Origin of the sequence: Pseudomonas sp. BR20, from assembly GCF_050780135.1 — a bacterium.
Classification (GTDB): domain Bacteria; phylum Pseudomonadota; class Gammaproteobacteria; order Pseudomonadales; family Pseudomonadaceae; genus Aquipseudomonas.
This window is the reverse complement of record NZ_CP172012.1, coordinates 3,345,148-3,366,998: the sequence shown is the minus strand read 5'-3', so window position 1 is coordinate 3,366,998 and position 21,851 is coordinate 3,345,148. Positions and strand designations below refer to the sequence as shown.

The 21,851-nt window shown below is 57.9% G+C and carries 13 protein-coding genes and 2 pseudogenes; 5 read left to right on the top strand and 10 right to left on the bottom strand.

What is annotated here, in order from left to right; translation table 11 throughout:
* Nucleotides 1-154 precede the first annotated feature (154 nt).
* Genes ACHPFG_RS15530 through ACHPFG_RS15520 form a run of 3 tightly spaced genes read left to right on the top strand, consistent with a single transcriptional unit; the run spans nucleotide 155 to nucleotide 5,759 of the window.
* On the top strand, nucleotides 155-1,588 hold the full coding sequence (locus ACHPFG_RS15530; RefSeq protein WP_431699683.1) for an efflux transporter outer membrane subunit: 1,434 nt from the start codon (nucleotides 155-157) through the stop codon (nucleotides 1,586-1,588).
* A complete protein-coding gene (locus ACHPFG_RS15525) occupies nucleotides 1,581-2,675 on the top strand; it encodes an efflux RND transporter periplasmic adaptor subunit (RefSeq protein WP_431699682.1) in 1,095 nt (364 codons plus the stop codon). The genes ACHPFG_RS15530 and ACHPFG_RS15525 overlap by 8 nt, the downstream gene beginning before the upstream one ends.
* 3 nt (nucleotides 2,676-2,678) lie before the next feature.
* Nucleotides 2,679-5,759 carry an efflux RND transporter permease subunit gene (locus tag ACHPFG_RS15520; RefSeq protein WP_431699681.1) on the top strand — a complete coding sequence of 1,027 codons (3,081 nt, stop codon included), beginning with the start codon at nucleotides 2,679-2,681 and terminating at the stop codon, nucleotides 5,757-5,759.
* A 157-nt stretch (nucleotides 5,760-5,916) separates the two neighbouring features.
* Here ACHPFG_RS15520 and ACHPFG_RS15515 read toward each other — a convergent pair whose 3' ends face one another.
* Together ACHPFG_RS15515 and ACHPFG_RS15510 are read right to left on the bottom strand one after the other, a co-directional pair.
* The gene (locus ACHPFG_RS15515; RefSeq protein WP_431699680.1) at nucleotides 5,917-11,382 is read right to left on the bottom strand and encodes a WGR domain-containing protein; all 5,466 of its coding nucleotides are present in this window, start codon (nucleotides 11,380-11,382) and stop codon (nucleotides 5,917-5,919) included.
* Nucleotides 11,370-12,572, bottom strand: coding sequence for a M48 family metalloprotease (locus ACHPFG_RS15510; protein ID WP_431699679.1), 1,203 nt, complete (start codon nucleotides 12,570-12,572; stop codon nucleotides 11,370-11,372). Before ACHPFG_RS15510 ends, ACHPFG_RS15515 begins: the two co-directional genes overlap by 13 nt.
* Before the next feature lie 383 nt (nucleotides 12,573-12,955).
* Here ACHPFG_RS15510 and ACHPFG_RS15505 point away from each other — a divergent pair, with 383 nt between their 5' ends.
* Complete coding sequence (locus ACHPFG_RS15505; RefSeq protein WP_431699678.1) at nucleotides 12,956-13,633, top strand: dTMP kinase; 678 nt, start codon at nucleotides 12,956-12,958, stop codon at nucleotides 13,631-13,633.
* Here ACHPFG_RS15505 and ACHPFG_RS15500 read toward each other — a convergent pair.
* Nucleotides 13,586-15,367, bottom strand: a complete 1,782-nt coding sequence (locus ACHPFG_RS15500; RefSeq protein ID WP_431699677.1) for a sensor domain-containing phosphodiesterase — start codon at nucleotides 15,365-15,367, stop codon at nucleotides 13,586-13,588. The two genes, ACHPFG_RS15505 and ACHPFG_RS15500, sit on opposite strands and share 48 nt — an antisense overlap.
* Before the next feature lie 452 nt (nucleotides 15,368-15,819).
* Here ACHPFG_RS15500 and solA point away from each other — a divergent pair, with 452 nt between their 5' ends.
* Nucleotides 15,820-17,004, top strand: a complete 1,185-nt coding sequence (gene solA / locus ACHPFG_RS15495) for an N-methyl-L-tryptophan oxidase (RefSeq protein ID WP_431699676.1) — start codon at nucleotides 15,820-15,822, stop codon at nucleotides 17,002-17,004.
* Nucleotides 17,005-17,250: 246 nt separating this feature from the next.
* On the opposite strand, the pseudogene ACHPFG_RS15490 reads toward solA, so the two are convergent.
* From ACHPFG_RS15490 to deoC, 7 genes and pseudogenes are all read right to left on the bottom strand, one after another.
* Nucleotides 17,251-17,344: pseudogene (locus tag ACHPFG_RS15490) on the bottom strand (hypothetical protein); the annotation flags it as partial.
* 309 nt (nucleotides 17,345-17,653) lie between these two features.
* A complete protein-coding gene (locus ACHPFG_RS15485) occupies nucleotides 17,654-18,058 on the bottom strand; it encodes a DUF2251 domain-containing protein (RefSeq protein WP_145337838.1) in 405 nt (134 codons plus the stop codon).
* A gap of 170 nt (nucleotides 18,059-18,228) precedes the next feature.
* Nucleotides 18,229-18,636, bottom strand: a pseudogene (locus ACHPFG_RS15480) (response regulator); the annotation flags it as partial.
* A gap of 2 nt (nucleotides 18,637-18,638) precedes the next feature.
* The gene (locus tag ACHPFG_RS15475; RefSeq protein WP_431699675.1) at nucleotides 18,639-19,967 is read right to left on the bottom strand and encodes an ATP-binding protein; all 1,329 of its coding nucleotides are present in this window, start codon (nucleotides 19,965-19,967) and stop codon (nucleotides 18,639-18,641) included.
* An 11-nt stretch (nucleotides 19,968-19,978) separates the two neighbouring features.
* The gene (locus tag ACHPFG_RS15470; protein ID WP_431699674.1) at nucleotides 19,979-20,590 is read right to left on the bottom strand and encodes a chemotaxis protein CheC; all 612 of its coding nucleotides are present in this window, start codon (nucleotides 20,588-20,590) and stop codon (nucleotides 19,979-19,981) included.
* Nucleotides 20,590-20,949: a response regulator gene (locus tag ACHPFG_RS15465; protein WP_131696282.1), complete on the bottom strand. Its 360-nt coding sequence runs from the start codon at nucleotides 20,947-20,949 to the stop codon at nucleotides 20,590-20,592. The genes ACHPFG_RS15470 and ACHPFG_RS15465 overlap by 1 nt, the downstream gene beginning before the upstream one ends.
* 189 nt (nucleotides 20,950-21,138) lie before the next feature.
* Nucleotides 21,139-21,822: a deoxyribose-phosphate aldolase gene (deoC, locus tag ACHPFG_RS15460; protein ID WP_131696281.1), complete on the bottom strand. Its 684-nt coding sequence runs from the start codon at nucleotides 21,820-21,822 to the stop codon at nucleotides 21,139-21,141.
* Nucleotides 21,823-21,851: the final 29 nt, after the last annotated feature.

Sequence of the window (21,851 nt, the reverse complement as noted above, 5' to 3'; positions counted from 1 at the left end):
TGATTCTCGACGCGCCAGCTTAAGGCTTTGCGTCTGCCGTTAAGGTCTTAACGTGCTTTATTTTCGGTTATCTGAGATGACTTCAAAAATCAAACGTGACGCCAGTCGTGCCAAGCGTAACGGGTACGCGTGGGTGTGCTGCAGGCGGCTGGCGATGTATGCATTCGCTGCATCGCTGTTGGCATCTGGTGGTTGTTCGTTGCAACCGGCCTATACCAAGCCGACCCAGGCCACGCCCTCCGGTTGGTCTGGGGCGTCGGCGCCCGAGGACAATCAGCCTTCACTGGCGGCAAAGCCCTGGTGGCGGAAGCTCGGTGATGATGCTGTCGACGAGTTGATCGATAAGGCGCTCGCTGATAACCCAACGTTGCTTCAAGCGCTTATGCGTATCGACGAAGCCCGTGGGACGCTGGGAGTGACTACCGCAGATACGCTGCCCACCATTGGTGCGAGTGCGAGCTTGACGCGGGAGCAAAGCCAGAACACATCTCCTTTTTCTTCCAGCACGACTGTACTTAGCACCTCGGCTTCGGTTGGGCCGAGCTTCAGTTGGGAGATTGATCTTTTCGGGCGGGTTCGGGAGTCGGTTGAAGCTTCTCAGAACCGCCTTGATGCTCGCACGGCTGATGCCGCATCAACGCGACTGACCCTGGTAGCCGATATCGCGAACGATGTGCTGACTCTGCGTGCCTGCGAAAACAGTCGGCGTGTGCTGGTCGAGGACATCGTTTCACGGGAAAGAACCCTCGCCCTGACTCGACGACGCCTGCAAAGCGGCTTTGCCGCTGCGGTTGACGAAGCTCGCATACTCACGGGCCTTGCGACGTCCCGCACCAATCTGGCGACTCAGCAAGAACAGTGCGCTCGCCAGGTGAACGCTTTGGTGGCCCTCAGCGGCCAGAGTTCTAGCAGGGTTAAGACATTGGTAGGTGTTGCTCCGTCAACGCCTGATGCGGCGCCCGTGTTCATGCCACGAGCGCCGGCGGCGGTACCTGCAATGCCTGCAACGGTGTTGGTGCAACACCCGGATGTTATCTCGGCTGAGCGTGAAGTCGCCGCTGCCTGGGCAGATATCGCTGTTGCTCGCGCAAACCGCCTGCCGCGTATCGATCTGACGGCAGCATTGACCGGTCAATGGATCCGCGCCGCAGGCTCCAGTCTTGATTTCAACACGTGGTCCATAGGCCCCAGCCTGACCGGCACTCTGTTCGATGGTGGTGCAGGCGCTGCGAATGTGAAAGTCGCTGACGCTCGCTACAGGCGTGCAGTAGCCAGTTTGCAAGGCACGTTGCGCACTACCGTTCAGGACGTGGAAAACGCTATTGCTGCTCAGGCATCGGCCGAATCACGGGGTGCATCGACCCGAGAAGGTGTGATCGCTGCTCGCACCACACTGCTGGCTTCCGATGCTCAGTGGAAGGTTGGCGCTGTCAGCCTGTTCGAACTCGAAGACAGTCGCCGCCAGTTCGCCTCGGCACAGGATGCGCAGATTTCTGCGCGTCGCGACCAGGCTCAGGCCTGGATATCCCTAGTCAAAGCCACCGGCGGAGCAATCGCCCTAATTCCGGACAACACAGCCCATGAATAACTTGTTTTTTGCTTCGGGCCGTCTCGGCCGCAGGTCAGTCAGTGTCGTTGCTCTATGCATTGGGGCGATGGTCGGCGGTGTCCTGTTCTTCACCGCTCACTCCAACGCCACGCAGGCGCCCATGCAGCCTGCCGTCGCGATGGCTGTGACTACCACCACAGCAACGCTGGTGCAGTGGCCTGCAACGCTTGAGGCCAGCGGGGTTATTGCCCCATGGGAGGAGGCGATCATCGGTTCCCAGGTATCTGGCTTGAGATTGGCTGAAATGCTCGTGAACGTGGGGGACCACGTGAAGCGCGGGCAATTGCTGGCGACTTTCAATGCCGACCTGTTGGGTGCCGACGAGTCACGGCTAAGGGCGTCCTGGCAACAGGCCCAAGCCAATAGCCAGCGCGCTTTGCAGCTCAAGGGTACTGGCGGCATGAGTGAGCAGGACGTGCTCCAGTATGTGACCCAGGCCGGTGTTGCGAAGGCATTGCTGCGAGGAACGCTTTTGCAAATACGGTACGCCAAAGTGATCGCCCCGGATGATGGCGTTATCAGCGCCCGTAGTGCAACGGTGGGTGCGGTGTATGGGACGGGACAAGAGCTATTTCGAATGATTCGCCAAAGTCGCCTGGAATGGCATGGTGAACTGACAGCTGTGCAGCTATCCCAAGTCAAACCCGGCCAGCGTATCAGCCTGGTATTGCCTGACGGTACCTCAGCCGTAGCGGTAGTGCGCGAGCTGGCGCCCAGCCTGGATAGCCAGACCAGGCTCGGTATTGTCTATGCGGATATTGAACCCGGCAGCCTGGCAAGAGCTGGCATGTATCCAAGAGGGAGGGTCGTCGTCGCTGAAAGCTCCGCTCTGGTGGTACCGGCTGCAAGCGTAGTGATCCGCGATGGTCGCAGCTATGTGCCCAAACTGCTCGAGGGTGACCGCATCGGTATGCAGCCAGTGATCGTGGGGCGTCGACAAAACGCCGAGGTGGAAATCCTTGTAGGGCTTGGTGTTACAGACAAAGTCGTCGTGCAAGGCGCTGGCTTCTTGAACGACGGTGATCGGGTCCACGTTACCGCAGCGCCGGTTGCGGCCCAGGAGTGAATGATGAACTTTGCCACGTGGTCTATCCGTAATCCTATTCCGTCCATCCTGCTTTTTATCCTGCTTTCCTTGGCCGGGATCCTTGGCTTTCGTGCCTTGCCAATTGCCAACATGCCGGACATTGATCTCCCAACGGTCGTTATCGCTTTGACGCAACCTGGCGCTGCGCCAGCTCAAATGGAAACCGAGGTTGCACGTAAGGTCGAGAATTCCCTGGCGACGTTGTCAGGTATCAAACACATCAGCACCTCCATCGTCGACGGGCTGGTCACGATTAACGTTGAGTTCATCCTGGAAAAGAAACTCTCCGATGCCCTGATTGAAACCAAAGACGCAGTGGATAAAGTGCGTTCCGATCTGCCTAGCGACTTGGAGCAGCCCTCTATAAGTGCGGTGCGGGTGGGTGGTGATGAGGCGACCTTGCTCTACGCCGTGGCGTCTTCGCGAATGGACGAAGAGGCCCTGTCCTGGTTTGTGGATGACACCATTAACAAGACTATTCTGGGGGTGCCCGGTATCGGCAAGTTCGAGCGGGTCGGTGGTGTCCAGCGTCAAGTATTGGTAGAGGTGGATCCGGCAAGCTTGGCTGCGATGGGGGCAACAGCTGCGGATGTATCACGGGCGTTGAAAACGGTTGAGCAAGAGTCGTCTGGCGGAAGAGGGCAGGTGGGGGGCACTGAACAGGCGGTGCGCACCATTGCGACTGTGCGTACGACTGCCGAACTGAACAGCCTGCCGGTAGTGCTGGACAGTGGGCGACGCGTCAACCTGGACCAGGTCGCGATGGTTAAGGATGGCTACGCGGACCGGACTCAGATCGCCACCCTGGACGGCAAACCCGTGGTCGGATTCAGGATATTCCGTGCCAAGGATTTCGATGAGACTCGAGTGGCGGCCGGTGTGGCCGACGCACTCGACAAGCTTCACGGCACCGATCCAAGCCTGAGTTTTACCAAGGTCTGCGGAACCGTCGACTATACGCGCGAGCAGTACGAAGGATCGATGCACATGCTCTACGAGGGCGCGCTACTGGCCGTGCTGGTGGTGTGGTGGTTCCTGCGCGACTGGCGTGCAACCTTGATTTCTGCTTCAGCCTTGCCCTTGTCTATCCTGCCAACGTTCCTGGTCATGAGCTGGCTTGGCTACTCGCTCAATACCCTGACCCTGCTCGCATTGGCAGTAATCGTGGGTATTTTGGTGGACGACGCTATTGTCGAGATTGAGAATATCGAGCGTCACAGTCGTATGGGCAAACCGATCAAACAGGCCGCCGGTGATGCTGTAACCGAAATTGCCTTGGCGGTTATGGCGACCACCATGACCCTTGTCGTGGTGTTTTTACCCACCGCCATGATGAGTGGCATACCGGGACTATTTTTCAAGCAGTTCGGCTGGACAGCGGTGGTGGCGGTCCTCTCCTCATTGCTGGTTGCCAGGGTGCTGACCCCAATGATGGCAGCCTATCTGCTCAAGACCCATAGCGGTCATATTGAGGCCAAGGACGGCGTGCTGATGACACGCTACCTCAGCGCAGTGAAATGGTGTCTTACCCATAGGCGCCTCACGCTGTTGGGTACGGTCCTCATATTCACTGCTTCGATCGCGGTTGTGCCACTGCTTGAGACAGGTCTGATGCCGGCCTCCGACAAGGGCTATAGCAATATCAATATTGAGTTGCCCCCTGGCAGCAGCTTGGAGGCGACCCGAGCGACGACGGGGGCGGTGAGTCGTGCAATCCAACATATTCCCGGCATCGAGCATGTAATGACCACCGTGGGGGTCGCCCAACCTGCCGGACGCGGCCAGACACAGGCGGCAGAATTACGCAGGGCGACCATGACGATGGTACTTTCTCCTCGCGGCACGCGCCCAGCCCAGGTTGAGATCGAAACTCAGGTACGCGTCGCGCTGCGCGATGTACCCGGAGCCCGCTTTTCAATCGGCTCGGGTGGTCTGGGGGAGAAACTCTCGCTGATTCTCTCCAGTGACGATAAAGCAGCGCTGAAAACTACAGCGCAGGCGCTGGAGCGGCAACTGCGCAATGTCCCGGGTCTTGCCAACATCACCTCCACGGCAAGTCTGGAGCGCCCCGAGATCATCGTACGCCCCGACGCTCAGCAGGCAGCGGAACGTGGTGTTACTACATCAACCATTGGTGAGACGGTTCGCATTGCAACCAATGGGGACTTTGACGCAAAAATGGCCAAGCTAAACTTGGACAACCGTCAGGTAGCGATTCAGGTGCGAATTCCAGATGCCTCAAGACAAGACCTTGAAACGATAGCTAATCTTCGGGTTCGTGGTCGCGATGGCTTGATCCCCTTATCCAGTGTTGCCAGCCTGACGGTAGAGAGTGGCCCTACGCAGATTGACCGTTATGACCGCCGCAGGTACGCCACCGTCAGTGCAGACCTAGGGGGCATGCCGTTAGGGCAAGCGCTGACCCTGGCTAAAGCTTTACCCGCGATCCAGGCTATGCCCACCAGCGTCAAGCTGATCGAAACCGGCGATGCGGAAATCATGGCTGAGCTGATGGGTGGGTTCGGCATGGCCATTGTCATCGGGGTGTTCTGCGTGTACTGCGTGCTGGTGCTTCTTTTCCGTGACTTCTTCCAGCCACTGACCATTCTCTTCGCCATTCCGCTTTCAGTGGGTGGGGCCTTTGTCGCACTGCTCGTGACCCGAGGCATGCTAAGCCTACCGTCCATGATAGGTCTTGTGATGTTGATGGGCATTGTGACCAAAAACTCTATCCTCCTAGTAGAGTACGCCGTGATGGGCATTCACCAGCAACGCCTGTCCGTTTTCGATGCGTTGGTTAATGCATGTCACAAACGTGTCCGGCCCATTGTTATGACGACCTTGGCAATGATCGCGGGCATGCTGCCCATTGCATTGGGGCTGGGAGCGGATGCCAGCTTCCGTCAGCCTATGGCCATCGCGGTGATTGGTGGATTGGTAACGTCAACCGCTTTAAGTCTGCTGGTCGTGCCGGTCGCGTTCACGTATGTGGATGATCTGGAGCGCTTGTTACAGCGATGGTTTCTTCCTTGGCCCGATAGCGCCCAGGCCGTGGAGCGCTAAATACTGGTGACGAAGTCGGCGGTCACTCGTAGCCCCCGGAGGGGGCTTCGGATGACGTCTGCTTAGCTTTCAAAGTCAGGGCACGCCCGATCAAAAAATGCGGGGAAAGCGCACGTTGATGGTATTGGAGCAGGAGGGTGCACAATGCCGGATCGACTCAGCGCGGCTCGGTGTGATCGAGCCCCGCCTGCTCCTGATACCCTTTGCGCAGTTTCTCCGCGATCAGCTTTTGCGCTTCGCGCTCTGCACGTTCGGGGCTGTCGAGGGACTTGATCAGGGTCTGGCCCTTGGTGCCGATACGGCCAAAGCTCACCACGACCTCTGCCTCTGTAACGCCGATACGCCAGAACTTGTTGGAGTTACCTTCCCCAAAGGTGAACTCGCGCATCGGAATCGCCGCTTCAGTGGCTGGCGGCGGCGGCTCGACTTCAACCGCTGCAGGTTCCACTTCCGGTTCAGGCTCTGGAAGCGCGGGCGCCTCATCATTCCTTAGCAGCGCTTCAATACGATTCAGCACGTCCATTGGATCCCGCAGCCAGTCATGACTGAGCACGTCGATAATCTTCCAGCCGAAACTGCGCAGCACGGTCGGGCGGAAGATATAACGCTCTCTCACGTCAGTCGCGTGCGTGGTATCGCCGTCCAGCAGCACGCCAAGGCTGAAGTGTTCACCGCTGGCGTCGCTGATCGCCAGGTCGCAGCGGAACTGCGAACGTCCGACATACTCCTGCACCGTATGCCCGCGTTTGCGCAACGCGACCGCGATGGCTCCGCGCAGGCTGTCCTTGGGCAGGCTGACGGCAAAGGATTGCTTGGCGCCTGGGTTGAGGTTGGCGAGGATGCCCTGGGAGCGCAGCGCGTCCCCACTGGCGCTGGCCTGGGCGAACTGCAGGAAAGCGCGCAGTGCCGCGGCACCGTCGTTGTGGGTGTTGGTGATGGCCTCTGCCTCAATGCTGGAAACGATCGCCATGCGCTTGCGCGCACGGCTGAAGATCACATTGAGGCGTTTTTCCCCTCCGCGCTGGTTGATCGGGCCAAAGTTCATCAGCATCTTGCCGTTCGGTCCGGGCGCGTAGCAGATGCTCAGGATGATCACGTCGCGTTCATCACCCTGAACGTTCTCGAGGTTTTTGACGAACAGGCCATTGAACTGCCCGGCATCTTCACGCACATACTCGCGCTCAAGGCGTGTGGCAAAGGCCGAGTCACTGGCGGCCAAGTCCTCCAGAGCCTGCTCGATGGCGCCCTGTTGGGCTTCGGAAAAAGCCACGATCCCCAGGCTCAGGCCGGTTTCACGTTGCAGCAGTTCACGCACCAGGTTGGCGATATAACGCGCTTCGGCCAGGTTACTGCGGCTGAGGTAAACGCCATCGTTCATCTTCAAAAAGCTGATCGGGCTGTCGAGCAGCGTGTCGGCGCCCTGCATCACTGGCTGGGCGTCCGTGGAGTCCAGCGCCGCATGGGCAGGGGCAGGGCGTTCGATGCGACGGTCGGGAATGGTGATCAACCGCCCTTCGTAGAAGGCCGCGTTGGAGAAGCTGATCAGCGCTTCATGGCGGCTGCGGTAGTGCCAGGCAAGCAAGGTCGCCGGCAAATTACGCGCGGCTTGGCTCAGCAGGCTGTCGGCATCGAGGTTGATCGCAATCTGCTCGCCGTCTTCCATGGCAACCAGTTCGTTATCGTCCTGGTCGCCTGCGCTGGAGAAGAAGTTGGTGGGTGGCAATTGCATCTCGTCGCCCACCACGATCACCTGCTGCGCACGGCTCAAGGCTGGCACGGCTTCTTCGCTGGGGATCTGGCTGGCTTCGTCGAAAATCACTACGTCGAACAGGTCCGGCGTCAGTGGCAGCGTGTCGGACACCGACAGCGGGCTCATCAGCCAAATGGGCTTGAGGTCGTTGATCACCCGGCCACTGTCGCCGCTCGCCATTTCGCGGATGGAGCGGTAACGCATGGTCTTGCCCAGCTCATGCTCCAGTTCGCGGCGGCCCTTGGCATAGGCTTTCTTGAACTCACGGGCCTGGGCATCCAGTTGGGTCACCGACATCGCCGACTGCTTCACATTTTCCAGAAAGCGCTGATGCAGCGTGGCACTGAGTACATGGGCGTTGTGCTTGAGCAGGTTTCTTTCAGCTTGGCTGACCTGCCGGGTTGCGAGGCTCAACGCCGGGCCGTCGAAGCGTGCCAGTTGTGGGTTGGCGCGATACAAACGGCTCAGGTTCTCCTGGGCAATCAATCCATCCAGCGCCGGTTGCGGCAGGGCGTGCTGTTGCATGGCCATCAGGCAGGCGGAATCGGCCTGGTACAGCTCATTGAGCAGAGGGAGGGTGTCGGGCAGTTCGTCGATTTCTTCACGCAGGTCGCGCAGGTATTCAGCCAGCGCTCCCAAGCTTGGCGCCGGTTCGAATGCACAATGTTGCGCAACCAACTCGGCCAGGCGTGCCAATGACTGGTGCAGGCTGGCTTCCTGACGCACGCCGGCCAAGGCGTTCGGATTTGCGCGCAGGCCTTCGACCCACTGTCGCAATAAGGGTGATGCGCTCAATTGCTGGAGCAGGGCTTGCAGGTGTTGCACGAACACATCGATATCCCGGACGCCGTAGCGGCTTTGCAACCGCTGCTGCTCGGCCTGCAGCTCGGCGGTGGCGCGGTGTTCGCCGGCTAGGTTGTCGAGCACGCTGCGATAGTTTGGGCGGATCGCGTGCTGGCTGAAGTCATAGCGTCGTTGCAGTTCGCCACGTAGTCGCCACCAGGACGGTTTCAGCCAACGCAACAGCGAACCTTCCAGACGCTGCACCAGCTCCCGGGCAGCATCAGTGTCCTGGGGGGCGAGTTTGTCGCGCCAAAAATGGTTGGCTTCACTGGCGTTGTGTTGCTGCACGGCCAGGGTCTGCAATGCCGCCTGTTCCGCATGCAGCGCCTGGGAGCCCGGTGAACCCGGCTCCAGCAGGTCGAGGTGCGAGGCCAGATTGGCGCCGGTCAGTTGTTCGGCAGCCTGGGTCAGTACCCGCGCATCGTCCAGGCGGGTGTCAGTGGAAAGCAGGCTCGACGCTGACTCCAGAAACTGCTCGACACTGTCCATGAGCCTGCAGGCTTCATCCAGGAATGCCTTGAGTTGACCATAGGCGTGTTCGTGGGTGACCAGGCTCGCGCCGAGGCGGCTGAAGGGGTGACGCGCGAAACTGTCGAGGCCAAAGCGTTCGTTGATCGCCTGATACACGCGCCCCGTCAGCTCACTGTGTGCCTGCCAGTGACGCCATTCGGGCAACCGCTCCATAACTTCGGGTGGCAGTTTTGTTGCAACAGCCGGCAGCTCGATCAGATGACGCACCAACTCACGCACCGAGCAAGCCAGCGTCTCTGGAACACCGGCCATAACCTGTTCAAAGCGCTCAATCAGGCCCAGTTGTTGGCTTAGGGTGCTCAGCGTGGCGCTGCGTCGTGCTTGTAGCTGGGGCGATTGGGCATCGCCGGCAATCCAGCGCTCATAACACTCGCGCAGGTTGCCAACGAAGGCTTTTTTGTCCGTCTGGGAATCGTGAATCAGGCAGCACAATTCGCCCAGTTCACTCTGTTGCAGACGGTGGAATACCACATCCAGTGCGGCGCGCTTTTCGCACACGAACAGGACCCGCAAGCCGCGACCCGCATAGTCGGCGATCAAGTTGGTGATAGTCTGTGACTTGCCGGTGCCGGGTGGCCCCTGAATGATGAAGTTGCGCCCGGTGCGGGCCAGTGCGACGGCAGCGTTCTGCGTAGCGTCGCCGGCCACTACGTTCCATTGTTCCTGCAGCGGGATCGGTTCCGGGGCCTGAACTTCGACCTCCTTCGGTTCGATGGAGAACATCCGGTCAAACGCTTCGTTTTGGGCCGGGTCGTCGATCAGCTGCGCGTAGTCGCGCACCAGCGACATCTTGCGATAGTTGAAGTTGGCCAGTGTCACTTGGGTCAGGTCGATGTCCCATGCGTAGCGGTGCCCCTGGTTTTCGGGCATGGCGAAGGTGCTGTTTTCGGTGCTGCTGGCGACCATCTGCGGATGCTGGGTGCGCAGCGAGGGTTTAGCGCCGACCGCGAGGCGCAGCGGCAACTCGCTGGGCAGCACTTTTTGCTGGAACAGTTGCAGGCCCAGCGGGCGGTAATCTTCGCGATCGTAGCTGAAGTCCGGCTTCACCAACGGCATGGCCGAGCGCTGACGTGCGCGACGGCGCTGGAAGTGGTGCAGGTGCTGCACGGCCTTTTGGTGGATCAGTTCGATTTGCGGCTTGCTTTGCAGGCGCAGCTCAACGCCGGGCTCGGTCAGCTTGATCTGGCGCGCAATATCAGCGTGGATGTCTTCCAGAGAGGTCTTTTGCAGGTCGACGGTTTCCGGCAACTGGATATCGTAGAGCTGACGCAACTGATGGCGCAGTACCGGGTTGAATTCAGCCTCGGTTTCATCGCACTGCAACATGAACTGATCGCGCACACCTTTCTTGCGGCTCAGTTCCACCGGCAGCCACAGCAGCGGGGTGACAATGCGTTCTTCCGGCGTGTCCTTGAGGTTGTGCCAGCGCATGAAGGCCACCACAAGGCGTAGGTTGCTGAAACCGAACTCGGCGCGGTCGCGGCGGGTTTCCTGGATGATGCGTTCCAGGGACGCCTGCAGCCAGGTCTGGTCTTCAAAGCGCAGCCATTGCTGCAGGCCAACGGGCTTGCCGCTCAGTACCTGCTCGGAGAAACCGCCGAAGGTCGGCTGCCAGGTGCACAATGCTTCGGGGCGGATGCTTTCAATACGCATCACCAGCGGTACGCTGGCGACGGTCAGGTTGACGTTGGCTTGGGTGGGCCGGAAGTGCAGCAGACGATTGCGCCGCGACAGGTCGAATAGCCGGTTGCGCAGGTGTTCCAGCACGACGGTGCGCCGTGAAGCCGGCCCTTCGGCCTGGGCCAGCACACGCTCGACATCCAGGCTGGCCGGCTGCTCGCGCCAGGACTCCAGGCGCCGTACCAGCGAGCCGACATCCGTGGCACGCTCATGGCGGTTAAGCTCTGTCATCTCGACGATCAGATTGGCCAGCACCGGGTTGAGCCGGCCATTGAGCTGGAACAGATTGCGCCGGTGCCGGGCAAACGTCTTGAGGTCGTTGATGTCGGCAAAGTCCAAGCCGCAGGCCAGGCACGCCAGCAACTGGCCGAGCTGGAAAATATCGGTGATTTCGTCGTGATGCCCGAGACGATGCTCCCAAGTGTGCAACTCTGTGAGGAACACCGGGTGGTCGATAGCCTGGTGCGGGTCTTCCTGGACTTGCAGGTCGGTAATGGCCACGCCACTTTCAGAATCCCGGATCAGGCGGACCTTGCCGACAATATTCAGCGCCGATTCCGGATTGGGCTGCACCTGCTTGATCGCGTCCAGCGCCAGGCGCGGCGTCACGCCCTCGGGGTTACGCAGTTGCAGAGAGCGCTCTGGCCCTTGTATTACATCAAGGTAACCGAGTTGGGCGACACGCCCCAGTTCATGCAGTTGCGCTACCTGGCGCAGCAGGGGCAGCGCCAGGAACAGCACATCATCGATGGGCACGGCGGCACCATCGTGGCTCTGCAGCAATTGAGTGAACGTGACGGTTGGGGTTATTGGGTCCATGTGTCGACCTCCGCTTTGAGCGCACGAACGATCGGGTCGAGCTCACGTTTTGGAAATTTGATATCGCGCTTGAGTACGCTGATAAAGTCGTCGGCGCTGCCGATTTTCTTCGCGGTGCGCGCGGCATGCAGCAATGCTTCATCCCGCAGGTCGCGGTCGACCAGGCACAGGTCGAGCATGATGAAGTGCAGGTATTCGTGGATGCTCGCGTCGATACGTTCGGCGTTCAGCGTACCAAGGTCCAGGGGTACTTCATTGTCCTTCCAGTCGGGGAAGAAGCCACGCACTTGATTGAGTACAACCTCCGACTGCAACACCGCTGCGCCGATAAAGCTGGCGATAAAGCCACGGGTGAGGGCGGTCAGCTCGACCTGGTCGGTCACATCCAGGCGATTGAGCGACAACGGCCCGCGTAGACGGCGGTGCAGCCACGCCTCTGTATCCGGGACCTGCCGCCACCAACTGTCGACTGCTTGGGAGCGTAGAAACGTCTCCGGATGCGACACGCCCTGAGACAACTGCGCATCCTTGCCATCCAGCTCGCGGGCCTGCTGCAAATAGTTGGCCGCATCGACACTGACAATCCCGGTGTGTACCTTGACCAGCGAGGTAATTGACGCCTCTGGCCCGCCGGCTACCAACGCCGCGCCCCGGTCGGCGTAGATTTCGGTGTGCAAGCTGTATAAGCGCGCGGTCTGCTCCAGGCTTGGCGGCGTATACGCATCGGCCATTGCGTGATTGAGAATGCGCTCGGCAGTGAGATAGTCACCGTCGTGCTCCGACCATAATCGGTAATGGGCCAGCTCGTGCCCCAGCAACGCCAGTAACTCCTGGGCATCGAGCCGCTCAAGAATCGGTCCGTAAAAAACCACATGCACTTCACCGGCCAGGTAATAAAGGCTCGCATTCATCGCGCCATCACCGGCCTGGTACAAAGTGGCGGGTGCCTGGATCTGCAAATGCTGCAAAGCCGTTTCACACGCCTGATAGGCCTGCGGGTGGGTCTCGGGGCTGAGACGATAGGTGTCTCGCAGCAATTGCGCGCGAACATCCTGGGTGTGTTCCTGCTGGACGCCCAGGGACGAAGCCCAACTCCACACGGCGGGCTCACTGGTTTTCAGGTAGTCGACTACGTGCTGGTGGTAAGGCAGTGGCGTCAGGTTGCTGATGTCCAGCGTGAGGGTACTCATCGTTCAAGCGTCCTTGAGGATACGGCTCCATAAACTGCGACTGAGCAGCAGAGACTTGGGCTGGCATCCCGGTATCAGTGATCGGCAATAAACGCGGAGCATACCTATGGGCTGGGAAAATTACTTGTGAATGTGCATACGTTAAACGCGCGACGGGGTGTTCGGCACTTGCAATGACACCGCCGGGGAGCATCGCTTTTGCCAGCGGCGGAAAACGCGTAGATCTTGCGCATCAGACTCAGGTAGCACTTTGGGACCCGTGAGCCAAAATAAGGGTAGAGTGTTCATCACTTTCTGTTCATAGGTCCTTCGCGTAGTCGCACTGAGCGGTTCCAGCGTCCGGACAGGGCAAAAAAAACGGTATATCAATTGTTAAGTGAAGAATGAATCGTCCGCTGTTTGTTTCTCTGGATGGGCCCAAGGGAACCGGCAAAACCACGCTGTTGGAGGCCGTTACGAAAGCACTGAGGGCAGATAACAAAAAGGTGATCCGGCTTTGCGAGAGAAAAAGCGATCCCTACCGGGAGGGAACAATGGCGCTTGTTAACCAGATCGTCAGAAGTCCCTCTCGGGAGTTGGAGCTGCGGGTGTGTGAACGCTTTGCTGACAGCCGTGCCTGGATTTCCCAGCAGGTGCTGGCTAAACAGCCACCAGGCAGCATCATCCTGATCGATCGCTGGTACCCGTCGGATGCTGCGTTTCGCCGCATAATTCCGTTTGCAGAGATCCTGCAGTTGAACATTGATCGAAACGTGCGAGTGCCAGACCTGCATGTCGGGATTGTCACTGCCCCTGAGATTTCATGGGCGAGGGCAGCAACACGACGGCGTGGGCTGAGCAGCACGGTGATCCATAAGCTGGAAGAACATAGCGCGTGTACCCAGGCATTCGAGCGAGCGAGTGCAGATCACGGTTGGGTTGTATGTCGTAATGAAGGAACGATCGAAGACGCAACGATGCAGGTGATGTCCGCGATCTACAGAGTCCTTGCTTGCGCGTCCCCGGCAGTCATTCTACCGGCCCCGACCTCCATCGATTCGTTGTGCTATCCAGGCTTCTAATGCATCGGCGCTCATAGGCTTGGCTATCAAATAACCCTGTGCTTCGGAACATCCCCACTGTATTAACAGGTCCAGGATTTCTTGATTTTCTACGCCTTCTGCAACCACCTGGTAGCCGAGCCCCTTAGCCAGTCCGATCAGGGTTTTAACCAGTTGCTTGTCATTTTGATTGCTGCCCAGCCCGCTGATCAGAGATTGGTCAAGCTTGACAGTATTGGCCGGGAGCTCCTTCAAATAAGCCCAGTTGCTGTAGCCGGTGCCAAAGTCATCAACAGCAACCTCTACGCCAAACTTACGGACACGCTCCAGTTGCCGGATGACTTCTTCAGGGTTGGTCATGAGCATGCTTTCGGTAAACTCAAGTTCAAAGCCAGCGGGGTCCAGGCCGTGCTGTTGAATCTCATGGATCATCGCGTCGACGAATTCGGCGCTTTCAAGATCGCTGACGGTAATGTTCATCGCTATCCGCAGGCGCACACCTTGCGCTTTCCAAATAACCGCTTGCTGGATGATTGCGTTGAGCACCCACAATCCAACAGAGGGTATGAGTGCGGTTTTTTCAGCCAAGGGTATGAATTCAGCAGGGCTGATGGGCCCCAGTAAAGGATGTGCCCAACGTAATAGTGCTTCTACTGAATGACACCGTCCTGAGGGCAGTTTGATTTTTGGCTGGTACACCAGGCTGAACTGTTTGTCGGCGCTGACCGCCTCCGGCAACGAACTCAACAACATGAACGCGCGTTGTTGAGCCGCATCAAAATGGGGTTCATAGCGCGACCATCCCAGCCTGCGGTCACGCGCCTCATCCGCAGCGCTGACCACCAGGCGAAGCCAGTCTTGCTGGAGCCCTGAGCTATGAATAGGCAGGACGCCAATCCCAACTTGCATGAGTATGGGGATGGCGTGGCATTCGACAGGCTTTTTGAAGTCCTTGAGGATGTTTTCACAAATGTGCTCGGCCGTTTGATCCTCCTCAAGGAGGAAACCAAACCGCGTCGGGCTAATTTTATAAAGTAGACACTGTGGCGGTAACAGTTTTTGTAGGCGCGCTTTGATTGCCAGGACCAAATCTGTGGCAAAACTGTAACCCAGCGCCTTCACAATATCGTTGAGGAACTTTGGCGAGATGATGTCAACCGCATACGCTTGGCACGCGCTGTGGGTCTTGAGCGCTTGGCGTATATCCTCCTCAAACCGGAGTCGATTAAATAACCCTGTGGGTTGGTCGACGAAGTTTCGAGAGCGCATGCTGTGGATGCGCATCATCACCAGTTCAGCAAAACCGCTGAGCATCGCGCTATCACGCTCACCCATAGCGGCGCGTGAGACTGTATCAATGATGCACAGGCTTCCCAGCGTAAAACCCTCTTCGGTAATCAGTGGGGTGCCCGTGTAATAACGAATATACGGAGGCCCCGTTACCAGGGAATTGTCTTTAAAACGGGGATCAAGCGTCGCGTCCAATACCTCCAGCGGGGCGTTATCCAGCGTCGAGTAAGCGCAGAAGGACATTTCTCGTGGTGTCTGCGTCTCTTTAAGCCCTACGCGCGCCTTGAACCATTGCTGATGCTCATCGACGATCGAAATCAGCGCTATGGGTGCGTTGAAGTAAGCAGAAGCCATCTCGACGATTTTATCGAAGACAGTATCGTACTCGCTGTCAGCTGGACAAAATTTCGCGACCTCTTTAAGCCGTTCAATTTCATTCGGCGGAATAGGAGCGCCTGCGCCCATGACAATCCTCGGAGTGGCTGTGTTTATGTGCACGGTATCAGACAGTGCCATCATTATGATGTTGTTTTTTCTATTCCTCTGATAGCTCAACGGTATGCAGGCAGGCGGCCTATCCTGTGTTGCCGGGAGAGGCGCGTGTTTGGCCTCAGCACTGCGTAGACCACATGGATCACACGTTGATTTGCTGTTCAGGGCCGGAAGGGTTGCGCTCCGTCTGTGCGGTGCGCCGCGAGAAATCCACTGCCAGCTAAATATTACTTATGACAGTTTTAAATCGACCCAACGTAATTGCAGTTGACGATGACCAGAAGCGAAGGATCGAAGCCTTACCGATGTATTGCAGCGGCAGAGCGGTCGGTGATGCTCGGTTGATAATATGCATATGCTCTTTTAGTCGTTGATTCTTAATCGGTTTCCCTTTCAACTGGCTTCTTTTTGACAGGTGAGAGTTGATGTCCGAGCGGTGTGATGTAGTGGTATTGGGGTTGGGGGCCATGGGGGCCGCTACGGTGTATCAGTTGGCGAAGGCGGGGGCGAATGTTGTTGGTATCGACCGCCACCACCCACCTCACAACCTGGGCTCCAGCCATGGCGATACGCGTATTACCCGGCTTTCGGTGGGTGAGGGCGCGCAGTACGTTCCCATTGTGCGCAATTCCCACCGCATCTGGCGCGAGCTTGAGCAATTGTCAGGGGAGTCGCTGTTCGAACAGTCGGGTCTATTGGTTCTGACTTCGAGTCCCGAATTTGACCCCAACGATAAAACCGACTTCACATTGCGCACCATCGGCCTAGCACAGGCCTATGGCATCGAGCACGACGTTTTATCCGCCGACCAGATTCGCCAGCGCTTTCCACAATTTGCCAACGTACACGACACTGCCATCGGCTATTTCGAGCCAGGTGGAGGTTTTGTACGTCCTGAACGTTGCATCGATGTGCAGCTCAAGTTGGCCGAGCAACACGGAGCAATCCTCTACAAAGGCGAAACCGTCACTGGGATTAGCTCGAATGAGCAGGGAGTCCATGTCACTACGAATCTGCGCACGCTCTTTGCAAACAAGCTCGTGATTAGCGCCGGCAACTGGAGCGGCGGTTTGCTGGGCGAGCCGTTTGACAGCCTGCTCAGCGTCTACCGGCAGAAGCTGTTCTGGTTCGGGCTGGAGGAGGGCGCCGAGCTGGTGGATCACTCACCGACGTTTATCCTCACTCACGGCCGTGGCGACGACAAAATCAACTACGGCTTTCCCGCATTACACGGCGAGGGCAGCCTGAAAATCGCCACCGCGCAATACCACACTACTTCGTTGCCGCAAACAATGGATCGTACGGTCTCGTCGGCGGAAGAGCGGGACATGTATGAGCACCAGGTGCGCGGCCGCATCGTCGGTGTTACCTCGAACGTGGTCAAGTCTGCTGTCTGCGCCTACACCGTGACGCCGGATCGCCATTTCATTATCGATGAGCATCCGTCGTGGCAGCACACCTTGGTGGTGTCCGCCTGTTCCGGTCACGGCTTCAAACATTCCGCCGCGTTGGGCGAGGCGTTTGCACAGTGGTGCATACGCGGTTCGACCGACTTGGATCTCTCGTCTTTCTCCCTTAAACGCTTCGAGCGCTATCATGGCGGTACCTGAGTTACATCCAGTTGCTGCATGAAATTAAGGGTGAAGTCCGCGACGTGAAGCCGGATTCACGGTGCCGAGTACGTAAGCGTTCCGGGAACACACTCATGAATCTTGATTCACTGAGAAGTATGTTCATAGTGCCTAACGTTTGGTTAAGGGGCGGGCTTTAGCTAGTCTTCTCCCGCCGTCGAGCAGGCGCGTCAACAGATTCCTCCCGCCAAGGCCCGAGTGCCCGAGTGCCCCAGTTTAAGCAGGCGTGCGTGAAGCCTTGGTGCGAACTTCGTCAGCCACTACGGCAAAACGCGGCGTTCAGGTCAAGCAGATTGGTCTGGTCGGCGATACTGAGAATGGCAGCGGGAGCTGGGCAGGATTAAGGCGAGCGGTTTTCTTCGGGTTGGCCGAGGAGAGGGAAGGCAGATTGGACAACACATGAACATATCTGACATAGCACCTTATTTAACATAATATACATTATGCGAACCAAGAGAATATCCTCGTTGGCCTCTGGCTTGGCGCTTTTCACCAAGCGGACACCCGTGTTTCTCGCCTGGTGGAAAAACACGATGACGACACTCGCTGTGGCGCTGCCTGCCCGTTAAACCTGGTGGATCCTTTGCACAGAAGAAAAAGCCTGGCTAACCCAGGCTCATCCTCATACTCATGCGAACAGTTCAAGCGCAGCATCATCCCAATCGTGGCCATGTTCAGACCAACCATTGCCAGTGTGCGGTGGGAACCCGGTACGGCAATAGCCTTGTTTCGCCGTAAAATCGAATATGGCATGCGGATAATCGTTGATTAGCAACACGGCCTTGGTGTGATCAACGGACCAACCGATCTTCAAACTGGAGGGTTTATGTTTGTCTGAAACGTCCGCGACGTTGTAGATATGCAGCGCGTCTTGAATCGGGTTGCTTTCAGCCGCTGTATCCAGAGCGTAGAAATAGCCGGTGTCTTCGTCGTCTTCGAATACGACAACGCAAGTTCCTTCTTCCGCAGGTGCTTCTGTGAATGAGTTTTGACCCACGTGCAGTTCTGATTCGGCAGCGAGGTATATTGGCATCGGGTATTCCTTTACGAGTTGAATGTTTCAGACGTTAAGAATACCAACAGTCCACGGTTGGGTGACAACGATTAAACTGCCCTATGCCGCCCACAAAAAAAACAAAAAGAATAACTAAACTAAATAGTCATTTAGTTGAGTTATAGGGTTGGGGGCGTATTCGGAGGGTTACGCTCACCGGACGCTCTCTTCATTTCCAGAGCCTGATCGAGAGTGAGCTTGAGCTCTTCATCATTCCAGGGCTTGCTGATGTAACGGAACACATACCCATCGTTGAGCGCCTGCGTGATCATGCTCATATCGGCATAACCGGTCAGCAGGATATTTACGCATTGCGGATCGCGCCTATGCACCTCGCGCAGCAAGGTCGGTCCGTCCATGAACGGCATGCGCGCGTCGCAGACGATCAGGTCGACAGGATGTTGTTCGAAAAGACTCAGCGCCTGGGCCCCGCTCGTGGCCAGAAGCAAGTCGTAAGGCTTTGCGCGCAGCAGGCGTCGGAGGCTGTTGAGGATACTTTCTTCATCATCCACCAGCATGACGGTATGCCGTTTTACGCTGGAAGACAGCCTATTCATGATCAGCGTCCTTCAACGGCGCAAGTAGAGACAGCCTGTATCACCGGCTGGCGTAATGGTAACCACGCGCGGAAGCGACTCCCCCTGCCCGGCTCACTTTCGACGGTGAGCCGTCCATGGTGCTTGACCATGATGCTGTACGACAACGACAGGCCAAGGCCCGACCCCATGCCCACCGGCTTGGTTGTGAAGAACGGTTCGAATATCCGGTTCTGGATTTCAAGGGGAATGCCATGACCGTTGTCGGCGATCTCGACGAACACGCCGCCGTCTTCCCTCCCGCTGCTAATGGTGATTTCGCCGTCGGCACCCACGGCATGGCTTGCATTGATGAGCAAGTTCAGGAAAACCTGATTGATCTGTGAGCCCATGCATTCGATGGGCTCGACATCGCCGTAGCACTTGATCACCTGAGCCTTGAACTTGATCTCGTTCCAGATAACGTTGAGGGTGCTGTCCAGCCCCTTGTGCAGATCGGCCAACTGCCATTCATAACTGTCGACATGGGAGAACTCGCGCAAGTCCTTGACTATGCGAGTGACCCGGTCAAGCCCGTCGGCCGACTCGGCCAGCAGGTCGTCGATGTCCTGGCGCATGAAGGTGTAATCCATCTTGTCCCGCATCACCGCAAGCTCGGGATGAGCACTGGCATGCCTGTCATCGGTCGCCTGTTCATGGGCCTCGAGCAGCGCGAAGATGTCCACGAGGTAACGGCGCAGGCTGTTGACGTTGGAACAAACGAAACCGATCGGGTTATTGATCTCGTGGGCCACGCCGGCAGCCAGTTGCCCTATCGCGGCCATTTTCTCGGACTGCAGCAACTGCGCCTGTGCCTCTTCGAGCCGCGCGATAAGCAGCGCCTGGGCGCCCTTTTCTTCTTCCAGCAACTGGTTGAGGTGCGTCAGCTCGAGTTGACGCGCAGCGGTATCGGTCGTGTCACTGATGGCCAGGCCCACGCCAAGATTGCTGCCATCGGCATCTTGCACGGGGAAGAAGGTGCAGTTCTGATACATGTGCCGGACCATGCCACTGATGGGTCGGGTGCTTTCGAAATTGAACAGGTGCGGACGTTGCTGCCACGAAGTGAAAGCAAAGTTTTGCAGAGTCATGACGCTGTTGATTTTCTGCCGGGTCCAGACTTCCGGCAGTTCCGGAAAAGCTTCGAACAGCGTACGGCCGATCAGTTCTTCAGCGCTGCGGCCGCTGTTGATGGACATAAAGTGATTGGAGAACAGCACCTTGCAGTCCTGGTCGACCAGCAGCACGCCCATGTTGATGGCCTTGAGCATCGACTCAAGGGTTTCCCGGGAGATTGCCTTATTGTCTGTCATGGGAGCCCCCTTCAAAGCTCGTCCAGCAAACGATCAATGGCCCGAACGACAACGCCTGCTGTACGTTCAGTGATGCAGATCAGCAGGTCGCAGGAGAATTGATGAGCCTGAACCTCGAAGCGGATTTCCAACACCATCGCAAGGTGTTCATTCAGGTTCAATTCATCCAGTGCATTCGCTTCCTGCTCCCTGTGGACAAGAATGGAGGGTGCGTCATAGCTCACTTGAGTCGCCACCTGTCTTGCCAGGCCACTGATGCAGGCGCCGGTCAGGATATTGGTGACATCAAGCATCAACTCGTCCTGCTGGGCCAGGCCGCCGCCCTTGTAGCCCAGCAGGTCGGCCAGCTCATCTGCCCCCATGGCGCCAAAACACACGAACACTTCTCCGCGTAACTCCCCCAGGAAAGACTGACGGGTGACAATCATGAAGCTTCGGCGCAGATGCTCCGGGATCGCCAGGTTATTCTGTTCCCGAATCAGCGGGTGAATAAAAGGAACCGAAAGCGTCACCATGGTATTGGTCAGCAGGGCCAGTCGCTCGGCCGCCTGTCCCATGGCGATGTTCATCAGTTCCTGCAGGGCGTCACGTTGGTCTTCGGTGAGCTCGGCCAAGGTTTCCATCAAAGCACTCCTATGACGTGCAAAGCATTGAGTACGGCTTCTGCCGTAACTGGCTTGGCGACGAATGCAGCAGCGCCCAGGTCGAATACGCGCTGCCTGGCGAGGGGCTGGATGTCTGCGCTGATCACCACGACGACCACATTCGCGTCTTCGCGCTTGAGCGCCTCCAGCGTCTGGAAACCGTCCATGACGGGCATGGTGAGGTCGAGAAAAAGCAGATCGACGTGCCCGGCGTGGTAGGCCTCCATCACCTCGGCACCATTACAGGCTTGGCGAACATCTTCGGTCAGTGATTCAGGCAGGGAACGCAAGACCATCTTGCGGGACATGGATGAGTCATCGGCGATTAGAACTTTCATGGTGCACTCCACAGGTATGAAGTGTCCTGCGGCCTCGGCCGAGGCCGGAGAAATCAAGACTTCATTAAATCTTCCAATCACTCTAGCGTGACATATAGCAAAGAGCCATGAGGAAATCCCGATATTGCTCTAATGATTTGCGAAGGCTGTCGGGATTTCCCTACAGGTCACCAAGCGTCGGCCCGAAGCTCAGTAACCACTCGCCGCCGTCATCGCCCCGCCGACAATCGCAACCCCCGAACTGCTGCCCAAGCGTGTTGCCCCGGCTTCAATCATCTTCAGTGCCGTCGGATAATCGCGCACGCCCCCGGAAGCCTTGACCCCAACCCCGGCGCCCACGGTTTTACGCATCAGGGCCACGTCTTCGGCGGTGGCACCGCCTCGGCTGAACCCGGTGGACGTCTTGACGAACGCCACCCCCAAGTCCCGGCAGATTTTACAGGCCTGGACCTTCTCTTCGTCATCAAGCAGGCAGGTTTCCAGGATGACCTTCAACGGCACGGCGCCGCACGCCTTGTGAACCAACGCAATGTCTTCGCGCACCGCCTCCAGCAAACCGTCCTTCAACCAGCCGATATTGAGCACCATGTCGATCTCCCCTGCCCCGGCGGCAATCGCCTGTTCGGCTTCGAAGGCCTTGGTGTCGCTCAGGCCGGCGCCCAGAGGAAAGCCCACCACGGCACAAATCACCACGCTGTCATCGGCCAGGCACGATGCGGCGTAAGGCACCTGCCCTGAGTTCAGGCACACCGAATAAAAACCGTGCTCCCGGGCTTCCTCGCACAAGGTGCGAATCTGCTCACGGGAGGCATCGGGAGCCAGCAAGGTGTGATCGATGTACTTGGCCAATGCTGCGGGTTGAAGAGTGTTCATTTAACGAGCCCTTGCCTGTATGTTGCGAA